General features: G+C 75.4%; 7 protein-coding genes and 1 pseudogene. All 8 read left to right on the forward strand.

Annotated features, from left to right (window positions below; genetic code table 11):
• Positions 1-6 precede the first annotated feature (6 nt).
• A complete protein-coding gene (locus ACLQ2V_RS08055) occupies positions 7-3,030 on the forward strand; it encodes an SDR family NAD(P)-dependent oxidoreductase (RefSeq protein ID WP_425718305.1) in 3,024 nt (1,007 codons plus the stop codon).
• Between the two features lie 132 nt (positions 3,031-3,162).
• Positions 3,163-12,168: pseudogene (locus ACLQ2V_RS08060) on the forward strand (SDR family NAD(P)-dependent oxidoreductase); the annotation flags it as partial.
• 209 nt (positions 12,169-12,377) lie between these two features.
• The gene (locus ACLQ2V_RS08065; RefSeq protein WP_425718306.1) at positions 12,378-16,223 is read left to right on the forward strand and encodes a type I polyketide synthase; all 3,846 of its coding nucleotides are present in this window, start codon (positions 12,378-12,380) and stop codon (positions 16,221-16,223) included.
• Positions 16,220-16,984, forward strand: coding sequence for a thioesterase II family protein (locus tag ACLQ2V_RS08070; protein WP_425717766.1), 765 nt, complete (start codon positions 16,220-16,222; stop codon positions 16,982-16,984). The genes ACLQ2V_RS08065 and ACLQ2V_RS08070 overlap by 4 nt, the downstream gene beginning before the upstream one ends.
• Before the next feature lie 10 nt (positions 16,985-16,994).
• Positions 16,995-18,473, forward strand: a complete 1,479-nt coding sequence (locus tag ACLQ2V_RS08075) for an MFS transporter (protein ID WP_425717767.1) — start codon at positions 16,995-16,997, stop codon at positions 18,471-18,473.
• Positions 18,470-19,663, forward strand: coding sequence for a cytochrome P450 family protein (locus ACLQ2V_RS08080; protein WP_425717768.1), 1,194 nt, complete (start codon positions 18,470-18,472; stop codon positions 19,661-19,663). The genes ACLQ2V_RS08075 and ACLQ2V_RS08080 overlap by 4 nt, the downstream gene beginning before the upstream one ends.
• Positions 19,664-19,723: 60 nt before the next feature.
• Positions 19,724-21,076: a crotonyl-CoA carboxylase/reductase gene (gene ccrA, locus ACLQ2V_RS08085; RefSeq protein ID WP_425717769.1), complete on the forward strand. Its 1,353-nt coding sequence runs from the start codon at positions 19,724-19,726 to the stop codon at positions 21,074-21,076.
• 267 nt (positions 21,077-21,343) lie between these two features.
• A complete protein-coding gene (locus ACLQ2V_RS08090) occupies positions 21,344-21,664 on the forward strand; it encodes a hypothetical protein (protein WP_425717770.1) in 321 nt (106 codons plus the stop codon).
• Positions 21,665-21,673: the final 9 nt, after the last annotated feature.

Raw genomic sequence — 21,673 nt, forward strand, 5'->3', positions numbered from 1 at the left:
GATGGTGTGGAGTTGGATGCGGCGTATTGGTATCGGAATTTGCGGCAGCCGGTGCGGTTCCACGACGTCACGAAGGCTCTGGTCGAGGAGGGGCAAACCGCTTTCGTCGAGTGCAGTGCGCATCCGGTGTTGATTCCCGCGATCGGTGAGGGTCTGGGCACGTTGCGGCGTGGCGAGGACGACGTCGAGCAGTGGCTACGCGCCCGCGCCGAAGCCTTCGTCACCGGCCTGCCGGTCGAGTGGCCCTCCGAGCCCCGCGCAGACGCCCTCGCGTTGCCGACCTACCCGTTCCAGCGGCAGCGCTACTGGCTGGAGGACGGCGACACCGGGCCGGTCGACGCCCACGCCCTCGGTCTCCGCGCCTCGACCCACCCCCTGCTGCCCGTGTGGTCCGACCTGCCCGACGGCGAGACGGTGCTCTTCTCCGGTCGGTTGTCGTTGCGTGCGCAGCCGTGGCTGGCCGAGCATGCCGTCTTCGGCACGGTCCTGGTGCCGGGGACCGCGTTGGTCGACATGGTGCTGCACGCCGGCCGTGGTGCCGGGCTCGACGAGCTGGTGCTGCACGCCCCGCTGGTCCTCGGCGAGCAGGAGGAGAGGCAACTCCAGGTCGGCGTCACCGGCTCCGAGGCGGTGGTCCGGTCCCGGGCCACCGACGACGGCGAGTGGACCACGCACGCCCTCGCCCGCCTCGGAGACGGCGCGGAAACCCTGCCGCCCGCCTTCCCGGCCTGGCCGCCGTCCGGTGCCGAGACGATCGACGCCGACGCGCTGTACCGGCAGTTCAGCGCGGCCGGCTACGAGTACGGCCCGCTCTTCCGGGGCGTCCGGCGGGCCTGGCGGCGCCCCGGCGAGCTGCTGGCCGAGGTCGCGGTCGACGCCGCGACCCCGGTCGACGGCTTCGGGCTGCACCCGGCGCTCTTCGACGCGGCGCTGCACCCGCTGGTGCGCCTCGACGGCGACGACGGCGTGGGCGCCGCCCGCCTGCCGTTCTCGTGGTCGCGGGTCCGTCTCGACCCGGCTGCGGCGGGCACCCGCACCCTGCGCGTCCGGCTGACCGGCGACGGCGACGACAGCGTCCGCGTCGAGGCCACCGACGAGGCCGGCCGGCCGGTCCTCACGGCCGACCGCCTCACCCTGCGCCCGGTCGAGGAGGCCAAGCTGCGGGGTGCCGCCATCCGCGACCTGTACGAACTGGCCTGGCGGCCCGTCTCCGGCCTCCCGTCAGCCGGCACCCCCCGCCACGCCGTCCTCGCCGTGGGCGGTGTGGCCCCCGCCGATCTGCCCGCCGGCGTCGGTGTCTTCACCGACCTCGCGGGGCTGGCCGCCGCGCCGGGCCCGCTGCCCGACCTCGTCCTCGTCTGCGGTGAGCCAGGGGCGTCGGCCGGCACGGCCGTCCGGACGACGGCAGCCATGGCCGCGTTGCTGCGGGAATGGCTCACCGACCCGCGCTGGGCGGGTGCCCGGCTGGTCGCCGTCACCCGGCGGGCCGTCGCCACCGGCCCGGCCGACACCGTCGACGACCTCGCCCACGCGCCGATCTGGGGGCTGTTGCGCTCGGCCGAGCGGGAGCACCCGGGCCGGGTGGGGCTGCTCGACCTCGGCGACGCCGACCCCGCCGCCGTGCCGGCCGCGCTTCGCGCCCTCGGCGTCGAGTGGCAGATCGCGGTCCGCGGCGGCGACCTCCTCGTGCCACGGCTCACCCGATACTCCGCCGGCGAGGGCACCACCGGCGTCGCGGCGTCGCTCGGCGGGCCCGGCGGCACGGTCGTGGTCACCGGCGGCACCGGCACGCTCGGCGCGCTGCTCGCCCGGCACCTGGTCGGCCGGCACGGCGTACGGCAGCTGTTGCTGCTGAGCCGGCGCGGCCCCGACGCGCCGGGCGCCGGTGACCTCGCCGACGACCTGCGCGCCCAGGGCGCGCAGGTGACGATCGCCGCCTGCGACGTCACCGACGCCGAAGCCGTGCGCGCCCGGCTGGCCGCCGTCCCGGCCGAGCACCCGGTCACCGCCGTCGTCCACGCCGCCGCCGTGCTCGACGACGCGACCGTCACCAACCTGACGCCCGAACGGCTGGCCGCCGTGCTCGCCCCGAAGATCGACGCGGCCCGGGTCCTGGCCGACGCCGCGCCGGGTCGGCTCGTGCTGTTCTCCTCGGCGGCGGCCGTGCTCGGCAGCCCCGGGCAGGCGGCGTACGCGGCGGCCAACGCGTTCCTCGAGGCCTTCGCCGCCCACCGGTCGGCCGGGGGACACCCGACCACGGCGCTCGGCTGGGGGCTGTGGGCGCAGGAGAGCGCGATGACGGCCGGCCTGCGCGGGGCCCGCCCGGTGGTCGGGCTGCCGACGGCGCAGGCGCTCGACCTCTTCGACGCCGCGGTGGGCGCCGGGCGGCCGGTGCTCTTCCCGGTCCGCTTCGACCGGACGGCCCTGGCCGGCGACGACGTGCCCCCGGTGCTGGCCGACCTCGCCGGCCCACGCCCGGCACCCACCGGCCCTTCCGCCGGTGCCTCCGTCGCCGACGGGGCCGAGCAGCGCCGTCGCCTCGAGAAGATGGCCCCGGAGGAGCGCGCCGAGGCCCTCGACCACCTGGTCCGCACGCACGTCGCGGCCCTGCTGCGGCACCCCGGTCCCGAGGCGGTCGGTCGCCACGCCCCGTTCAAGGATCTCGGCTTCGACTCGCTGACCGCGGTCCAGCTCCGCAACCAGCTCGCCGCCGCGCTGGAGCTGACGCTGCCGTCGACGCTCGTGTTCGACCATCCGAACCCGGCCGCCCTCGCCGCCTCTCTCGGGGACCAACTGGCCGCTCCGGAGGCGGAGGACGACGACGTCTTCGCCGCGATCGACCGGCTGGAGGCGGCTCTGGCCCGGGGCGACGGTGGCGCGCCGCAGACCGTCGCGGCCCGGCTGCGGGTGCTGGCCAACCGGTTCGACCGCGGCGGCGACCCCGCCCCGGCGGGCCGTACCGACCCGATCGAGGCAGCGTCCACCGACGAGCTGCTCGACCTGATCGACAAGGAATTCGGCGCGGTCTGACCGACCGGCCGGCAATCGTGGAGACGGGGAGACATGGCTGAGGACGACCGGCTGGTCCAGTACCTGAAGCGGATGACCGCCGACCTGCGCCAGGCACACCAGCGCCTGAACGAGGTCGACGAGCAGGCGCACGAGCCCATCGCGATCGTGGGGATGGGCTGCCGGTTCCCGGGCGGGGTGCGCTCGCCGGAGCAACTGTGGGACCTGGTGGCCTCCGGCGGGGACGCCATCGGCGAGTTCCCCACCGATCGGGGCTGGGCCCCGGGCGGCCTCTTCGGCACGGATGCGATCACCACGCGGCAGGGCGGTTTCCTGTACGACGCGGCGGAGTTCGACGCGGCCTTCTTCGGCATCTCGCCCCGGGAGGCGTTGGCGATGGATCCGCAGCAGCGGTTGCTGCTGGAGACGTCGTGGGAGGCGTTGGAGCGGGCCGGGCTGGTGCCGGAGTCGTTGCGGGGCAGCGCGACCGGGGTCTTCGTCGGCCTGATGTACCACGACTACGCGGCCGGCGTGGCCGAGGTGCCCGCCGAGCTCGAGGGATACCTGGGCACCGGCACCGCGGGCAGCGTGGCGGCCGGCCGGCTCTCCTACACGTACGGCTTCGAGGGCCCGGCCCTGACGGTGGACACCGCGTGTTCGTCGTCGCTCGTGGCCCTGCACCTGGCCGTGCAGGCGCTGCGGCGCGGCGAGTGCTCGCTGGCGCTGGCCGGCGGGGTGAGCGTGATGTCGTCGCCGGCGGCCTTCCTGGACTTCTCGCGTCAGGGCGGGCTGGCCGCCGACGGGCGGTGCAAGGCGTACGCGGAGGCGGCCGACGGGACCGGCTTCGGCGAGGGCGTCGGCGTGCTCGTCGTGCAGCGCCTCTCCGACGCGCTCCGCGACGGCCAGCGGGTGCTGGCGGTGATTCGTGGTTCGGCGGTCAATCAGGACGGGGCGTCGAACGGGTTGACCGCGCCGAACGGGCCGTCGCAGCAGCGGGTGATCCGGCAGGCGTTGGCGGATGCCCGGTTGGGGGTGGCGGACGTGGACGTGGTGGAGGGTCACGGCACCGGCACCGGGTTGGGCGATCCGATCGAGGCGCAGGCGTTGTTGGCGACGTACGGGCAGCGGCCGGCGGATGCGGAGCCGGTGTACCTGGGGTCGTTGAAGTCGAACATCGGCCACGCCCAGGCGGCGGCCGGTGTCGGCGGGGTCATCAAGATGGTGCTGGCGTTGCGGCACGGGGTGTTGCCGGCGACGCTGCACGTCGACCGGCCGTCGTCGCAGGTGCGGTGGGAGGCCGGGCATCTGGCTCTGTTGACGGGTTCGCGGGTCTGGCCGGAGTTGGCGCGGCCGCGTCGGGCGGCGGTGTCGTCGTTCGGGCTCAGCGGCACCAACGCCCACCTCGTCCTCGAACAGGCCCCGCCGGCCGCCCCCGTCCCCGTTCCGGTCGGCGAGCCGGCGCTGCTGCCCTGGGTGCTTTCGGCGCGCTCCGAGGCCGCGCTGCGCAACCAGGCCGAACGGCTGCGGGAGTACCTCGCCGCCGACCCCGGCGTCGACCTCGTCGCGGCCGCCCGGGCGCTGCTGACCACCCGTGCCACCCACGAGCACCGTGCCGTCGTCGTGGCCCGCGACCGCGACGACGTGCTGCGTGGCCTGGCCGCCCTCGCGGCGGACGAGACCGGGGCCGGGGTGGTCCGTGGCGTCGCCGGCGAGCCGCGCCTGGCCTACCTGTTCACCTTCCAGGGCAGTCAGCGCCCCGGCATGGGGCGCGAGCTGTACGAGGCGTTCCCGGTCTACGCGCGGCACTTCGACCTGCTCTGCGCGGAGCTCGACCGGCACCTGCCCCACCCGCTGCGCGAGGTGGTCTTCGCCGCCGCCGGCACCGCCGAGGCCGCGCTGCTCGACGGGCCGGAGTACGGCCACCCGGCGGTGTTCGCCCTCGAGGTGTCGCTCTACCGGCTGCTGGAGAGCTGGGGCATCACCCCGGCCGCCGTCTTCGGCGGCTCCAACGGCGACTCGGCGGTCCTGCACGTCACCGGCATGTTGTCGCTGCCGGACGCGGCCCGGTTCGTCGCCACCCGTGGCCGGCTGCTGCAGGGCACCCCCGACGGCGGTGCCATGGTGGCCATCGAGGCCTCCGAGGAGGAGGTCGCCGAGAGCCTGCGCGGCGTCACCGGCACGGTCGCGGTGGCCCTGGTCAACGGCCCGCGCCAGGTGGTGGTCTCGGGCGACGCGGAGGTGGTGGACGCGGTCGAGGCCGGCTGGGCGGCGCGGGGCCGGCGTACCCACCGGATGAGCTTCGGGAAGGCGTTCCACTCGGCCCGGATGGACCCGGTGGTGGCGCCCTTCACCGATGCGGTCCGGGCGTTGCCGCTCGCGGCGCCGGCCCTGCCGATGATCGACTGCCTGACCGGCGACTTCGCCGACCCGGCCGAGCTGACCACGCCCGAGTACTGGGGCCGGCACGTGCGCGGGGCGGTCCGCTTCCTCGACGGCGTACGCACCCTGGAGAGCGCCGGCTTCCGCGAGTTCCTCGAGGTGGGGCCGGTCGCCATGCAGTCGCGGATGGCGCAGGACTGCCTGGCCGAGCCGCACGCCGCCGCCCTGGTCCCGTCGCTGCGCGACGGCCTGCCGGAGGCCTGGTCGGCCATGATGGCCGCCGCCGCGCTGTTCGTCCGTGGTGCCAGCCTCGACGCGGCCGGGCTGTTCGGCGACGCGCGCCCGGTGCCGGAGGGGCTGCCGACCTACGGCTTCGCCCCGAGCCGCTACTGGCTGCGCGACGTGCTGCGGACCCGGCCGGCCGACGCGACCGCCGCCGGGCTGACCGCCACCCAGCATCCGCTGCTGGGCGCGGCGGTCGCCCTGGCCGGCGCGGACGGGGGCCTGACGACCGGTCGGATCGATCTGGCCGGGCAGCCCTGGCTGGCCGACCACGCCGTCGACGGCGTCGTCCTGCTGCCCGGCGCGGCGCTGGTCGACCTGGCCGTCGCCGTCGGCGCGCTCGTCGGCGCCGACGTGGTGGAGCAGCTGACGCTCGAGACGCCGCTGGTGCTGCCGGAGACCGGCGGCGTGGCCGTGCAGGTGGCGGCCGGCCCGGCCGGCGACGACGGCCGGCGCAGCGTCACCGTCCACGCCCGCCCGGCCGAGGCGCCCTTCGACCACCCGTGGACCCGCCACGCCGAGGGCGTCCTGACGTGCGGGGGTGCCGAGCCGGCCCGGGACACGGCGCCGTGGCCCCCGGCCGACGCCGTGCCGCTGCCGGTCGACGCGCTCTACGACGAACTGGCCGGCGGCGGCCTCGACTACGGCCCGGTCTTCCGTGGCGTCCGCGCGGCCTGGCGCCTCGGCGACGAGGTGCTGGCCGAGGCGGCGCTCCCGGACGACCCGCCCGTGCCGGCCGACGGCTACGGGGTGCACCCGGCGCTGCTCGACGCCGCCCTGCACGCGTGGCGGCTGACCGGGCCGCCCGCCGACGGGCGGCCGCTGCTGCCGTTCGCCTGGTCCGGTGTGCGGCTGTGGCCTGGCGCGGCCCGTGCCCTGCGGGTGCGGCTGAGCCCGGCCGGCCCGGACGCGCTGCGGATCCGGGCCACCGACGTCGACGGACGGCCGGTGGTCCAGGTCGATTCCCTCGCCCTGCGGCCCCTGACCGAGCGGCCGGGGCCGCGCCGCGACAGCCTGTTCCGGATCGCGTGGGAGCCGGTCCCGGCCACTCCCGCGCTCGACCCGGCCCGGCACGCCGAGCTGGCCGCCGTCGAAGCGGCCGGGGCGTCGCCGGAGCTGGTGCTGGTGGCCTGCGGGCATGCCAGGGCGGCCGCCGAGAAGACCGAACCGGCCGCCGTGCACGAGGCCGTGCAGCACGCCGCCCGGCTGATCCGTTCCTGGCTGGCCGACCCCCGGCGGACCGGCGCGCGGCTGGCCTTCGTCGTCCGGGGCGCGGTCTGGGTCGACGACGGCGCCGCCCCCGCCCTCGCGGCCGCCGCCGTGTGGGGTTTCGTCCGTTCCGCGCAGGCGGAGCACCCCGGCCGGTTCGTGCTCGTCGACGCCGACACCCGCGACGGGTTGGCCACCGAGGCGCTGCTCGGCGACGAGGAGCAGTTCGTCGTGCGCGACGGCGCGTGGCGGGTGCCGCGGCTGGTCCGCGCGGCCCCACCGGCCGGGCCGGGCGTGTCGTTCGCACCCGGCGGAACCGTGCTGGTCACCGGCGGGACCGGCGCGCTCGGCGCGGCCGTGGCCCGCCATCTGGTCACCGCCCACGGCGTCCGGCACCTGGTGCTGACCAGCCGCCGGGGCGAGGCGGCACCGCACGCGCGGGCGCTGCGCGACGAGCTGACCGAGCTGGGGGCCCAGGTGCGGCTGGCCGCCGCCGACGTGGCCGACCCGCACCGGCTGGCCGAGGTCCTCGACGCGATCCCCGCCGACCACCCGCTGACCGGGGTGGTGCACGCGGCGGGCGTCGTCGACGACGGCCTGCTGGAGTCGCTGACCGTCGAGCGCGTCGACGCGGTGCTGCGACCGAAGGTGGACGCGGCCCTGCACCTGCACCGGCTCACCCGGGACCGGCCGCTCGCCGCCTTCGTGCTCTTCTCGTCGGCCTCGGGGGTGCTCGGCGGTGCCGCCCAGGCGCCGTACGCGGCCGGCAACCAGTTCCTCGACGCGCTCGCGCGGCACCGCCGGGCCGAGGGCCGGCCCGCCGTCTCGCTCGCCTGGGGACCGTGGGCGGAGCCGGGCGGCATGATGGCCGCGCTGGACCCGGCCGACGTGAGCCGGCTGGCGCGCGCCGGGCTGGAGCCGCTCACCCGCGACGAGGCGCTGGCCCACTTCGATGCCGGCTGCGCCGCCGAGGAGGCGGTCCTGGTGCCGATGCGGGTGCGGCTCACGGTCGTACGGGATCGGCTCTTCGACCGGCTGACCGGAGGGCCACGCCGCCCGGCACGGGCCGCCGGTGCCCCGGCCACGTCGCTGCGTGAGCGGCTGGCGGGCCTGCCGGCCGCCGACCGGGAGGAGTTCCTGCTGGCCCTGGTGCGCAAGCGGGCCGCGGCGGTCCTCGGGCACGCCGACGCCGAGGCGGTCGGGCCGGCGCAGACGTTCCGGGACCTCGGTGTCGACTCGCTCAGCGCCGTGGAGCTGCGCAACGCCCTGGCGGAGGCCTCCGGGCTGACGCTCACCGCGACGCTGGTCTTCGACTATCCGACCCCGGCCGCGCTGGCCGCCCACCTGAACGAGCGGCTGCTGCCCGCCGTCGCGCCGGTCGCGCCCGTCGGCGCCATCGCGCCGGCGGACGAGCCCATCGCGATCGTGGGGATGGGCTGCCGGTTCCCGGGCGGGGTGCGTTCGCCCGAGGACCTGTGGGACCTGGTCGCGTCGGGCCGGGACGGCGTCGGCGACTTCCCGGCGGACCGCGGCTGGGACCTGGAGCGGATGTTCGACACGAATGCGGTCTCGACGCGGCAGGGCGGTTTCCTGTACGACGCGGCGGAGTTCGACCCGGCCTTCTTCGGCATCTCGCCCCGGGAGGCGTTGGCGATGGATCCGCAGCAGCGGTTGCTGCTGGAGACGTCGTGGGAGGCACTGGAGCGGGCCGGGCTGGTGCCCGACTCGCTGCGGGGCAGCGCGACCGGGGTCTTCGTCGGCCTGATGAACCGCGACTACCTCACCCGGCTGCCGGCCATCCCGGAGGACCTGGAGGCGTTCCGGGGCACCGGCACCGCGGGCAGCGTGGCGGCCGGCCGGCTCTCCTACACGTACGGCTTCGAGGGCCCGGCCCTGACCGTCGACACGGCGTGCTCGTCGTCGTTGGTCACCCTGCACCTGGCCGTGCAGGCGCTGCGGCGCGGCGAGTGCTCGCTGGCGCTGGCCGGCGGGGTGACCGTGATGTCGTCGCCGGCGGCCTTCCTGGACTTCTCGCGTCAGGGCGGGCTGGCCGCCGACGGGCGGTGCAAGGCGTACGCGGAGGCGGCCGACGGCACGAGCTGGGCCGAGGGCGTCGGCGTGCTCGTCGTGCAGCGCCTCTCCGACGCGGTGCGCGACGGCCGTCCGGTGCTGGCGGTGATTCGTGGTTCGGCGGTGAACCAGGACGGGGCGTCGAACGGGTTGACCGCGCCGAACGGGCCGTCGCAGCAGCGGGTGATCCGGCAGGCGTTGGCGGATGCCCGGTTGGGGGTGGCGGACGTGGACGTGGTGGAGGGTCACGGCACCGGCACCGGGTTGGGCGATCCGATCGAGGCGCAGGCGTTGCTGGCGACGTACGGGCAGCGGCCGGCGGATGCGGAGCCGGTGTACCTGGGGTCGTTGAAGTCGAACATCGGCCACGCCCAGGCGGCGGCCGGCGTCGGCGGGGTCATCAAGATGGTGCTGGCGTTGCGGCACGGGGTGTTGCCGGCGACGCTGCACGTCGACCGGCCGTCGTCGCACGTGCAGTGGGGTAGTGGCCACTTGGCTCTGTTGACGGGTTCGCGGGTCTGGCCGGAGCTGGCGCGGCCGCGTCGGGCGGCGGTGTCGTCGTTCGGGCTCAGCGGCACCAACGCCCACCTCGTCCTCGAACAGGCCCCGCCCGCCCCGGTCGCGCCGCAGGAGGCCGCCGGCCCGATGCCCTGGGTGATCTCCGGGCGCTCCGCCGCCGCCCTGCGTGACCAGGCCGGGCGGCTGCACCGGTTCGTCGCCGAGCGCCCCGGCCTCGACCTCGTCGCGGCCGGCCGGGCGTTGCTGGCCACCCGGTCGGCGTTCCCGCACCGGGCGGTGGTGACCGCCGCCGGGCGCGACGAGCTGCTGGCCGGCCTCGACGCGGTCGCGGCCGGCGCGGACGCCGGCGGTGAGCACCGGGGCGGCAAGCTCGCCTTCCTCTTCACCGGCCAGGGCAGCCAGCGCCCCGGCATGGGCCGCGAGCTGTACGAGGCGGTGCCCGCGTACGCCCGCCACTTCGACGCGGTGTGCGAGGCGCTCGACCCGTACCTGCCGGGCCCGCTGCGCGAGGTGGTCCTGGCCGATCCGCAGAGCCCGGAGGCGGCCCTGATCGAGCAGACCGGCTACACCCAGCCCGCCCTCTTCGCGCTGGAGGTGGCGCTGTACCGGCTGGTGGAGAGCTGGGGCATCCGGCCCGACGCGGTGGCCGGGCACTCGATCGGCGAGCTGGCCGCCGCGCACGTGAGCGGGCTGCTGCCGCTGGCCGCCGCGGCGGAGCTGGTGGCCGCGCGCGGCGCGCTGATGCAGCGCCTCCCGGCCGGCGGCGCGATGGTGGCCGTCAAGGCCGGCATCGACGAGGTGGCCGCGCTGCCGGCCCTCCGCGACGGGCTCGTCGACGTGGCGGCGGTCAACGGGCCGGCGGCCGTCGTCCTCTCCGGCGCCGAGGCGGCCGTGCTGGCCGTCGCGGCCGAGCTGCGCGAACGCGGCGTCAAGACGCGCCGGCTCGCGGTCAGCCACGCGTTCCACTCGGCCCTCATGGACCCGATGCTCGACGACTTCGCCGACGTGGCCGGGCGGATGCCGTTCGGCGCCTGCGACACGGTCTTCGTCTCGGCGCTCACCGGGGGACCGGTGGACACGACGACGCTGAGCGACCCCCGGTACTGGGTCCGGCATGCCCGGGAGACCGTCCGCTTCCAGGACGCGGTCACCGCGCTCGCCGCCGCCGGGGTGACGACGTTCGTCGAGATCGGCCCGGACGCCGTGCTCACCGCCATGGGCGGGCAGTGCCTTCCGGACGGGCCGGCCTTCCTGGCCACGCTGCGGGCCGGGCGCGCCGAGCCGGGCACGGTCGCGGACGCCATGGCGGCGGCCTACACGCGGGGCGCCGGGCTCGACTGGGCCGCGTTCCTCGACGCGGTGACGCCCGGCGTCACCGCCGACGGCAGCGCCCTGGCCGCGGAGCTGCCGACCTACGCCTTCCAACGCCAGCGCTACTGGCTGGAGGCACCCGCCTCGGCGGCCGGCGACCTGAGCGCGGCCGGGCTCGGCGCGGCCGGGCATGCGCTGCTCGGCGCCGCCGTCGACCTGCCCGGCCAGGACGCGCTGCTCTTCACCGGGCGGCTCGCGCCGGAGGCCCTGCCGTGGCTGGGCGACCAGCGGATGGCCGGCGTCCGGGTGATGACGGCGGCGACGGTCACCGAGCTGTTCCGCTACGCCGGTGACGAGGCCGGCTGCGACCTGGTCGACGAGCTGGCCATGCCGGCCCCGATGGTGCTGCCCGAGCGCGGCGCGATGCACCTGCGGCTGGCCGTCGGCGGCCCGGACGGCGGCGGGGCCCGGCCGGTGACCCTGCATGCCCGCCCCGAGGGCGGCGACGGGCCGTGGCGGGAGTACGCGACCGGCCGGGTCCGCGCCGGAGGGCCCGGGCCCGCGTTCGACCTCGGCGTGTGGCCGCCGCCGTCGGCCACGCCGGTCGACGTGGCCGGCTGGTACGACGAGGCGAACGGTCGCGGCGTCCACTACGGGCCGGCGTTGCAGGGCTTGCAGGCGCTGTGGCGTCGCGACGACGAGATCTTCGCCGAGGTCTGTCTGGCCGAGCCGGAGGCGCGCGAGGCCGCCGGCTACGCGCTGCATCCCGCGCTGCTCGACGCCGCGCTGCAACCCCTGCAGAACGGCGTGCCTCGGCTGCCGTCGGCGCTCTCCGGGGTCTGCCTGTGGTCCTCCGGCGCCACCCGGCTGCGGGTGCGGATCGCGCCGGACGGCGTCGGCGGGTCGACGGTGCAGCTGGCCGACCCCGACGGCGTCCCGGTCGGGCTGCTCGCCCACGTCGTCACCGCGCCGGTGCATCCCGGCGAGCTGCCGGTGCCGGCCGGTGAGGTTTCCGCCGCCCCGGCGAGGGTGCGGCGGCGGTTCGTGGCCGGGGCGGGCCGGGCGTTCCTCGACCACCTGCTGGCCCTGTCGCCGGCGGAGCGCGCCGACGAGTTGACCGCCGTGGTCCGCCGGGCCACCGTGGCCGTCTTCCACCACGACGACGGTGCCGAGCTCGACCCCGAGCAGTCGTTCAAGGAGCTCGGCATCGACTCGCTGACCGCCGTGGAGCTGCGCAACCACGTCACCGGCAGCACCGGGCTGCGCCTGCCGCCGACCGTGCTCTTCGACTGCCCGACCCCGGCCGCGCTGGCCGAGCGGCTGGCCGAGGAGGTCGAGGCGGAGGCGTCCGGTGCCGGCGAGATCCACCGGATGCTGGACCGGCTCGGCGAGATGCTGACCGCGCTGCCGGAGGGCGGTGCCCATCGCGACGACGTCGAGGCCCGCCTGCGCACGCTGGTCCGCGCGTCGGCCCCGGTCGCGGACCAGCGGGCGCAGGCGACCGACGACCTGTCCGCGGCGACCGCCGAGGAGATCTTCCGGCTGCTCGACAGCGAACTGGAGATGCCATGACCGACGCGGACAAGTACCTCGACTATCTGAAGCGGTCGGCGCTGGAGCTGCGGCAGGCCCGACAGCGCATCCGCGAGCTGGAGGAGCAGCGCCGGGAGCCCATCGCCATCGTCGGCATGGCCTGCCGCTACCCGGGCGGCGTCGACGGCCCCGACGAGCTGTGGCGACTCGTGCACGACGGCCGGGACGCCATCACCGGCTTCCCCGGCGACCGGGGCTGGCCCGAACGCGACGGCGGCGCCGGTGGGTTCCTCGCCACGGCGGCGGAGTTCGACGCCGACTTCTTCGGCATCTCGCCCCGCGAGGCGCTGGCCATGGAGCCGCAGCAGCGGCTGCTGCTGGAGACCGCCTGGGAGGCGTTCGAGGACGCCGGCATCGACCCCGGCACCGTCCGAGGCACCGAGGTGGGTGTCTTCGCCGGGGTGAACCTGCACGACTACGCCACCCGGCTGGAGGCCGTGCCCGCGGGCGTGCTCGGCTACCTCAGCACCGGCAACTCCGGCAGCGTGGCCTCCGGCCGGATCGCCTACCTGCTGGGCCTCGAAGGCCCGGCGATCTCGGTGGACACGGCCTGCTCGTCGTCGCTGGTGGCGTTGCACCTGGCGGTGGAGGCGCTGCGCCGTGGGGAGTGCGTCATGGCGCTGGCCGGCGGTGCCACCATCATGAGCTCGCCGGGCGCGTTCGCCGACTTCACGGCGCAGGGCGGCCTGGCCGCCGACGGCCGGTGCAAGTCGTTCGGGGCCGGCGCGGACGGCACCAGCTGGGGCGAGGGTGTGGGGGTGCTGCTCGTCGAGCGGCTCGCCGACGCCCGGCGGCTGGGACATCCGGTGGCCGCGGTGATCCGGGCGTCCGCCGTCAACCAGGACGGGGCCAGCACCGGGCTGACTGCGCCCAACGGGCGGGCCCAGCAGCGGGTGATCCGGCAGGCGCTGCGCTCGGCCGGTCTGGAGGCGGCGGACGTCGACGCGGTGGAGGCGCACGGCACCGGCACCCGGCTCGGCGACCCCATCGAGGCGGAGGCGCTGCTGGCCACGTACGGCCGGCATCGGCCCGCCGGCCGGCCGCTCTGGCTCGGCTCGCTGAAGTCGAACATCGGGCACACGATGGCCGCCGCCGGTGTCGGCGGCGTCATCAAGATGGTCATGGCGATGCGGGCGGGGGTGCTGCCCCGCACCCTGCACGCGGACGAGCCGACCGCCGAGGTGGACTGGTCGGCCGGCGGGGTCCGGCTCCTCACCCGCGAGCAGCCCTGGCCGGCGGGGGACCGGCCCCGGCGGGCGGCCGTGTCGTCGTTCGGGATGAGCGGCACCAACGCCCACGTCGTGCTGGAGGAGCCCGAAGTCGAGCCGGTCCCGGCCGAGGCGCCGGCCGCGCCCGGCGCGGTGGTGCCGTGGGTGCTGTCGGCCCGCAGCCGGGCCGCGCTGACCGCGCAGGCCGACCGGCTGCGCCGACGCCTCGGCGAGCGCACCGACTGGGACGCCCGCGGCGTGGGCCGGGCGTTGGCCCGGGGCCGGGCCGCGCTGGAGCACCGGGCGGTCGTCCTCGGTGACGACCCCGGTGAGCTGCTGACGGCGCTGGAGACGCTGGCGGCCGGCGGCGAGCGGGCGGGCCTGGTCACCGGCCCCGCCCGGCGGGCCGCCGGCCGGGTCGCCTTCGTCTTCCCCGGCCAGGGCTCGCAGTGGGTCGGGATGGCCACCGGGCTGCTGACGGCGGCGCCGGTCTTCGCCGACCGTCTCCGCGACTGCGACCGGGCCCTGCGCCCGTACACCGGCTGGTCGCTGCTGGACGTGCTGACCGGGGTGCCGGGCGCGCCCTCGCTCGACCGGGTCGACGTGGTCCAGCCGGCGCTCTTCGCGGTGTACGTGTCGCTGGCGGCGCTCTGGCGCTCGTACGGCGTGGAACCGGCCGCCGTGGTCGGCCACTCGCAGGGCGAGATCGCCGCGGCCTGCGTCGCCGGCGCGCTGTCGCTGGACGACGCCGCGCTCGTGGTGGCGCTGCGCAGCCAGGCGATCGTGGAGCTCGCCGGCCACGGCGGGATGGTGTCGGTGGCCATGGCGGTCGACGACCTGACCCCGCGCCTGGCGGCCGTGGACGGCCGGCTGGCGGTGGCCGCGGTCAACGGGCCCGGCTTCACGGTGATCTCCGGCCCGGACGACGCGCTCGACGAGCTGGCCGGCTGGTGCGCGGCGCACGACGTGCAGGTGCGCCGCATCCCGGTCGACTACGCCTCGCACTCCCCGGCCGTCGAGCTGATCCGCGACCGGGTGCTGGCCGCGCTGGCCCCGGTCGCGCCGAAGCCGGCGGACGTGCCGTTCTACTCGTCGGTGACCGGCGAGGCGCTCGACGGCGGCCGGCTCGACGCCGAGTACTGGTACGCGAACCTGCGCCGGCCGGTGCGCCTCGATCGGGCGGTGACCGCGCTGGTCACCGCCGGCTTCCGCTTCTTCGTCGAGGCCAGCCCGCATCCGGTGCTGGTCGGCGCCGTGCAGGAGACGGCAGCGGCGGCCGGGCCCGGGGCGGTGGTCGCGGTGGCCGAGTCGCTGCGGCGCGGCGAGGGCGGCCCGGCCCGCTTCCTGGCCTCGGTGGCGGAGCTGTGGACGCGGGGCGCGGCCGTCGACTGGAGCCCGGCCGTCGGTGCCGGGCCGCACCGGGCGCCCCTGCCCACGTACGCGTTCCAGCGCCGCCGCTACTGGCTGGACTCCCGCCCGGCGGCCGTGGTCGACGCCGACCCGGTCGGCACCGGCGCTCCGGCCGAACCCGATGCGCGGCAGCGCCTGGCCGGCCTGCCGGCCGCCGAGCGCGCCGAGGCGGTCACCGCACACGTCCGCGCCGCGGTGGCCGCCGTGCTGGGCCACGACGATCCGGACGCCATCGACGAGCAGCGGTCCTTCGTGGAGATGGGCTTCGAGTCGTTGACCGCCGTGCGGCTGCGCACCCGCCTCGGCGACGGGCTCGGCGTGCACCTGCCGGTCACGCTGATCTTCGATCACCCGACGTTGCCCGACCTCTCGGCCCGGGTGTTGGCGCTGCTCACCGAGGACGAGGCGCAGGCCAGCGGGGAGATCACGGCGCTGTTCCGCCGGGCGTTCGACACCGGCCGGCTGGCCGACGGGTTCCAGATGCTGTCGGCGTTGGCCGCGCTGCAACCGGACTTCGCCGACCGGAAGGAGGCCGGGGCCTGGCCGACCCCGGTGCGCATCGCCCGGGGAGCGACCGGCACGACGGTGCTCTGCTTCCCCTCGCTCAGCGCCGTCTCCGGGCCCCAGGAGTACCTGCGCCTCGGTGCCGCCCTCGCCGACGCCGCCACCGTGATCGCCCTGCCCCACCCGGGTTTCGCCGCCGGGGAGCCGCTGCCGCGCAGCCGCGAGGCGCTGGTCGACGCGCACGCCGCCCAGGCGCGTGAGTTGGCCGGCGGCGACCGGCTGGTGCTGCTCGGCCGCTCCTCGGGGGGCTGGATCGCGCACGCGGTGGCGGAGCGGCTGGCCGGGCTGGGCACGCCCGCCTCGGCGGTGGTGCTGGCCGACACCTACCCGCGCTCGGCCGACCGGGACGCCACCGGGCTGATGGTGGCCTCGATGCTCGACGACGACGACACCGCAGCCCTGCTCGACGACCGCCGGCTGATCGCCATGGGCGGCTACTTCCGGATCTTCGCCGACTGGGCGCCCGCGCGGCTGGCGACCCCCGAGTTGTTGCTGCGGGCGACGGCCGGGGTGCCCGGCGTGCCGACCCCGGACGGGCCCCGGCCCGGCTGGGAGCATGCGCACGAGGTCGTCGAGGTGCCCGGTGACCACTTCTCGATGCTCGACGAGCACCACCGCACCACTGCGGACGCCGTCGCGGCCTGGCTCGACCTCACGGAGGAAGCATGAGCGCACCGACCACCACCGACCTGTGGCTCCGCCGCTACCACCCGGCCCCGGCCGGTGACGTGACGGTGGTCTGCCTGCCGCACGCGGGCGGGTCGGCCAGCTACTTCCGCCCGCTGTCGGCCCTGGTGTCGCCGGAGTTCGACGTGCTCAGCGTGCAGTACCCGGGCCGGCAGGACCGGCGCTCCGAACGCCCGCTGGAGACCATCACCGGACTGGCCGAGGAGGTGCTGGCCGCGCTGCGCGGGCACGCCGGGCGTCGGCTGGTGCTCTTCGGTCACAGCATGGGGGCCTGCGTCGCGTACGAGGTCGCCCGGCGCATGGTCGCCGAGCCGTCCGGCACGCTGCTCGGCCTGATCGCCTCCGGCCGCTGCGCGCCGTCGCGCACCCGGGACAACGGGGTGCGGCTGCGCGACGACGCGGGCGTGATCGACGAGATCCGGGCCCTGAACGGCACCGACGCGTCGCTGCTGGACGACGACGACCTGGTGCGGATGATCCTGCCGGTGGTGCGCTCCGACTACCAGGCCGTCGAGACGTACGCCCACCAGCCGGGCCCGCCGCTGCCGGTGCCGGTGAGCGTGCTCGTCGGGGACGCCGACCCGCAGGTGACCGTGGCCGAGGCGAACGACTGGCGGGGGTTCACGGCGCGGGAGTTCCGGATGCGGGTCTTCCCCGGCGGTCACTTCTATCTGGCCGATCGGCAGGCCGACGTGGCGAGCGCGATCGTCGACGACATTCGACGCTTCGCGACTGATAACTGAGGAGTAACTGATGTCAACGGAAACGGGCGCGTTGCGACGTCCCGCCTTCGGCCTGGCGGTCGCGGCCGTCTCGATCCCCATGTTCATGGTGGCGCTGGACAACCTGGTGGTGACGAACGCCCTCGCTGAGATCAAGCGGGATCTCGACACCACCGTGCAGGGCCTGCAATGGATCACGAACGCCTACATCCTCGGATTCGCCGGCTTCCTGCTGGTGGCGGCCGGGCTCGGCGACCGGCTGGGCCGGCGGCGGGTCTTCCTGACCGGGCTGATCGCCTTCACGGCGTTCTCCATCGGCTGCGCCCTGTCCACCTCGGACGGCATGCTCATCGTGTTCCGCGCGCTGCAGGGCATCAGCGCGGCCGCCGTGATGCCGCTGTCGCTGACCATGCTGACCGTGGCCGTGCCGCCCGAGAAGCGCGGCGTCGCCATCGGCGTCTGGTCGAGCGTCAGCAGCCTGGCCGTCGGGGTCGCGCCGCTGCTGGGCGGCGCGATCACCACCGGCATCGGCTGGCACTGGCTGTTCTGGATCAACGTGCCGATCTGCCTGATCGCGGTGCCGCTGGTGCTGCGCGGGGTCGGCGAGAGTCACGGCCAGCGCGCCGGGCTCGACGTGCTCGGCCTCGTCCTGGGCTGTCTGGGCGTGCTGAGCCTGGTCTGGGGCATCATCGACGCCGGTGAGCACGGCTGGGGCTCCGGCCGCGTCGTCGCCCTCTTCGTGGCGGCGGTGCTGCTGCTCGGCGGCTTCGTGCTGTGGGAGCGCCGGGCCGCCGCGCCGCTGCTCCCGCTGCGTATCTACCGCAGCCGGGCGTTCACCCTGGTCAACCTCGCCTCGCTCGCGGTCTACTTCGGGCTGTTCGGCTCGATCTTCTTCCTCGCCCAGTACCTGCAGGTGGTGCGCGGGCACTCGCCGTTCGTGGCCGGCCTCTGGACCCTGCCGTGGGCGATCGTGCCGATGTTCGTCGCGCCGTTCGCCGGCAAGCTCACCCCCCAGCTCGGTGCCAACCGCCTGATCGGGGCCGGCCTGGGCTTCTCGGCCGTCGGGCTGGGCTGGTGCGCGCTGGTGGTCGGCGCCGACACCTCGGACGTGGCGTTGGTCGTCCCGTTCATCCTGGCCGGCCTGGGCACGGGGCTCATCTTCGCGCCCAGCGCCGCCGTGGTGGTGTCGTCGGTGCAGCCGCAGGACATCGGCAAGGCCTCCGGCACCAACACCACCGTCCGCGAGATCGGCAGCGCGCTCGGCATCGCGGTCCTGACCACGGTCTTCACCGTACGTGGCGGCTACGCCTCCCCACAGGCGTTCACCGACGGCATGGTCCCGGGCCTCTGGATCTGCGTCGTCGTGCTGCTGGTGGGCGCGGTGCTCGCCGCGGCCATCCCCTCGCCGCGGCCGCCGGCCGCGGCCACCGCCCCCGGTGCCGGGCAACCGCCCGTACCGGCCCGTTCCGACGCCCCGGCGGGCGCGAACCCCTCCAGGAGTGACTCGTGACCACTTTCGCCGAGCTCTACGCGACCTACGGCGTCGCCACGCCGCACGAACTGTTCGACAAGCTGCGCGAGGACCGGCCCCTGGAGCAGGTGTCGCTGCCCAACGGGGTGCCGCTGTGGCTGGTCACCCGCTACGCCGACTGCCGGCAGGCGCTCGGCGACGCCCGGCTCTCCAACCGCATCGGCACCCGCATCGTCGCCCAGAGCGAGCTGCCGGCCGAGATCCGGGCCAGCATGGGCACCCACATGCTGCGCGTCGACGGCAACGACCACACCCGGCTGCGCCGCCTGGTGTCGTCGGTCTTCACCGCCCGCCGCATCGAGAAGCTCCGCCCGATGATCGAGGTCATGACCAGCGACCTGATGGACGCCATGGCCGCCGCGGCGGAGCCCGACCTGATCCACCACCTCGCGTTCCCGCTGCCCATGCAGGTGATCTGCGAGCTGCTGGGCGTGCCCCTGGCCGACCGGGAACGCTTCCGCAACTGGTCGAACGCGTACCTGGCCGGGGTCGGCACGCCGAACTTCCCGGTGCAGGTCGTCACCGAGTTCGTGCACTACCTGCGCGAGCTGGTCGCCGACAAGCGGCAGCACCCGGACGACAAGCTGCTCTCCGCGATGATCTCGGCCCGGGACAACGACGACCGCCTCTCCGAGACCGAGCTGACCTCGATGTGCTTCCTGCTGATCATCGCCGGCTACGAGACCACGGTGAACCTGATCGGCAACGGCGGCCAGCTGCTGACCACCAACCCCGACCTGGCCGCGCGGCTGCGCCAAGACCCGGAGGCCATCCCGGCCGCGACCGAGGAGTTCCTGCGGTACGAGAGCCCGGTGCCGGGTGCCAGCTTCCGGGTGGCCACCGAGACGTTGGAGCTGGCCGGGCGCACCATCAACGAGGGTGAGCTGGTGCTCATCTCGCTGCTGTCGGCCAACCGCGACGGTGACGTCTTCGACGACCCGCACGAGCTGCGCATCGATCGCAACCCGAACCCGCAGATGGCGTTCGGCTACGGCATGCACTACTGCCTCGGCGCGCCGCTGGCCCGGCTGGAGGCGCAGATCGCCTTCCGCCAGCTCCTCGAGCGCTTTCCCAAGATCGAGCGTGTCGATCCGGAGGCCGAACTGAACTGGCGCCCCGGCATCGTCATGCGCGGCCTCACCGAGTTCCCGGTCCGCCTCAACCAGTAGAACCCGCCGGGCGGGCCTGCCCGGCCCGCCCGCACCCCCCATCGACATGGAGGCTTGACCGTGGACCGATCCTTCCTCGACACCATCCGCGCGGCCGACGTCGGCCGGGACGACATCGCCGCGCTGCCCGTCCCGGACCACTACCGCGCGGCGGTGCTGCTCAAGGAGGAGCAGCACATGTTCGACGGCATCGGCGTCAACGAGCGGGAACCGGCCAAGTCGCTGCATGTGCGGGAGGTGCCGACGCCCGAGCCGGGGCCGGGCGAGGTGCTGGTGGCCGTGCTGGCCAGCGCGATCAACTACAACACGGTGTGGAGCGCGCTGTACTCGCCGATCCCCACGTTCGCGTTCCTCGAGCGGTACGCGCGTACCGGCGGGTTGGCGGCCCGGCACGACCAGCCCTGGCACGTCGTCGGCTCCGACCTCGCCGGCATCGTCGTCCGGACCGGGGCGGGGGTGCGGCGGTGGTCGGCCGGTGACCGGGTGGTCGCGCACTGTCTCTCCATCGAGCTGGAGGACCCGGACGGGCACGACGACGCCATGCTCGACCCGGACCAGCGGATCTGGGGCTTCGAGACGAACTACGGCGGGCTGGCGGACCTCGCGCTGGTCAAGGCCAACCAGCTGATGCCCAAGGCGGCCCACCTGACCTGGGAGGAGGCGGCCGCGCCGGGCCTGGTCAACTCCACGGCGTACCGGCAGTTGGTCTCCCGCAACGGCGCCAACATGAAGCTGGGCGACAACATCCTCATCTGGGGTGCGGCCGGCGGCCTCGGCTCGTACGCGACGCAGTACGCGCTGGCCGGCGGCGCCACCCCGATCTGCGTGGTCTCCAACGACCAGAAGGCGCAGATCTGCCGCGACATGGGTGCCACCGCGATCATCGACCGGAGCGTCGAGGGCTACCGCTTCTGGCGCGACGAGCACACCCAGGACCCCCGCGAGTGGCGGCGGCTGGGTCAGCGGATCCGCGAGCTGACCGGCGGCGAGGACGTCGACATCGTCTTCGAGCACCCGGGCCAGGAGACGTTCGGGGCCTCCGTCTACGTGGCCCGCCGGGGCGGTTCGATCGTCAGTTGCGCCTCGACGAGCGGTTACCAGCACCAGTTCGACAACCGTTACCTGTGGATGCACGTCAAGCGCATCATCGGCTCGCACTTCGCCAACTACCGCGAGGCCTGGCACGCGAACCGGCTCATCGTGCGGGGCCGCCTGCATCCGACGCTGTCGCGCACGTACCCGCTCGACGAGATCGGCCAGGCCGTCGACGACGTGTACCGCAACCGCCACCACGGCAAGGTCGGCGTGCTCTGCCTGGCCGAGACCGAGGGCACCGGCGTCGACGACCCGGAGTTCCGCGCCCGGCACGAAACGGCCATCAACCGTTTCCGCAGGTACGCGCCGACGCCGTAGGCGGGTTGTGCCCCGACGGCCGGGGCGGCTTCCGCGCGTCGGGAGCCGCCCCGGCCGTCGGCGTGCGCCTTGGAGCATGGTCGATCACGAACTCCTCCAGCACCAGGCAGTCGATGTTCGACCGTAGGAAGCAGAGCAACGCGTCCACCGGGGTGTGCACGATCGGCTCAGCGCGCCCGGCGCCGGTGCAGCCGAGCCTGCCGGTCTGGATCACCTCGTCGGGCAGCCCTCGGACGTGCCAGGACGCGGGGGCGCGGGGGCCTGAACGTGCTGACCCACCTGATCGGACAGACCATCGAGGAGTTGACGGAAGAGGTCACGTCGTACCGGCGGGCCCGCCAGGAGCCCGGCTTCGACCCGCAGGCCGGTATCATCTCGCTGATGCTGCACACCCACCTGGACGCGTCCGTGGCAGCAGCCGAGGCACGCAGCCGGGGGCCGTTCCGCGAATACCTGCGCTCGGCGGTCAAGCTCGAGCTGCGGGCGGCCCAGGGCGACGGCACGATCAGCGGCGGGCACATCCTGCCCGATGACGAGATCCCGGCCGACGTGCTCGAGGGCCGCCGGCTACCCACCATCGCGGGGTGAGAAGCACTG

It is taken from the genome of Micromonospora sp. DT233 (assembly GCF_049841815.1).
Classification (GTDB): domain Bacteria; phylum Actinomycetota; class Actinomycetes; order Mycobacteriales; family Micromonosporaceae; genus Micromonospora.

What these genes read in the sequence shown, in the direction of transcription:
- ACLQ2V_RS08070 (WP_425717766.1), top strand. Translation starts at nt 16,220, where the DNA reads ATGAGCGCACCGACCACCACCGACCTGTGGCTCCGCCGCTACCACCCG.
- ACLQ2V_RS08075 (WP_425717767.1), top strand. Translation starts at nt 16,995, where the DNA reads ATGTCAACGGAAACGGGCGCGTTGCGACGTCCCGCCTTCGGCCTGGCG.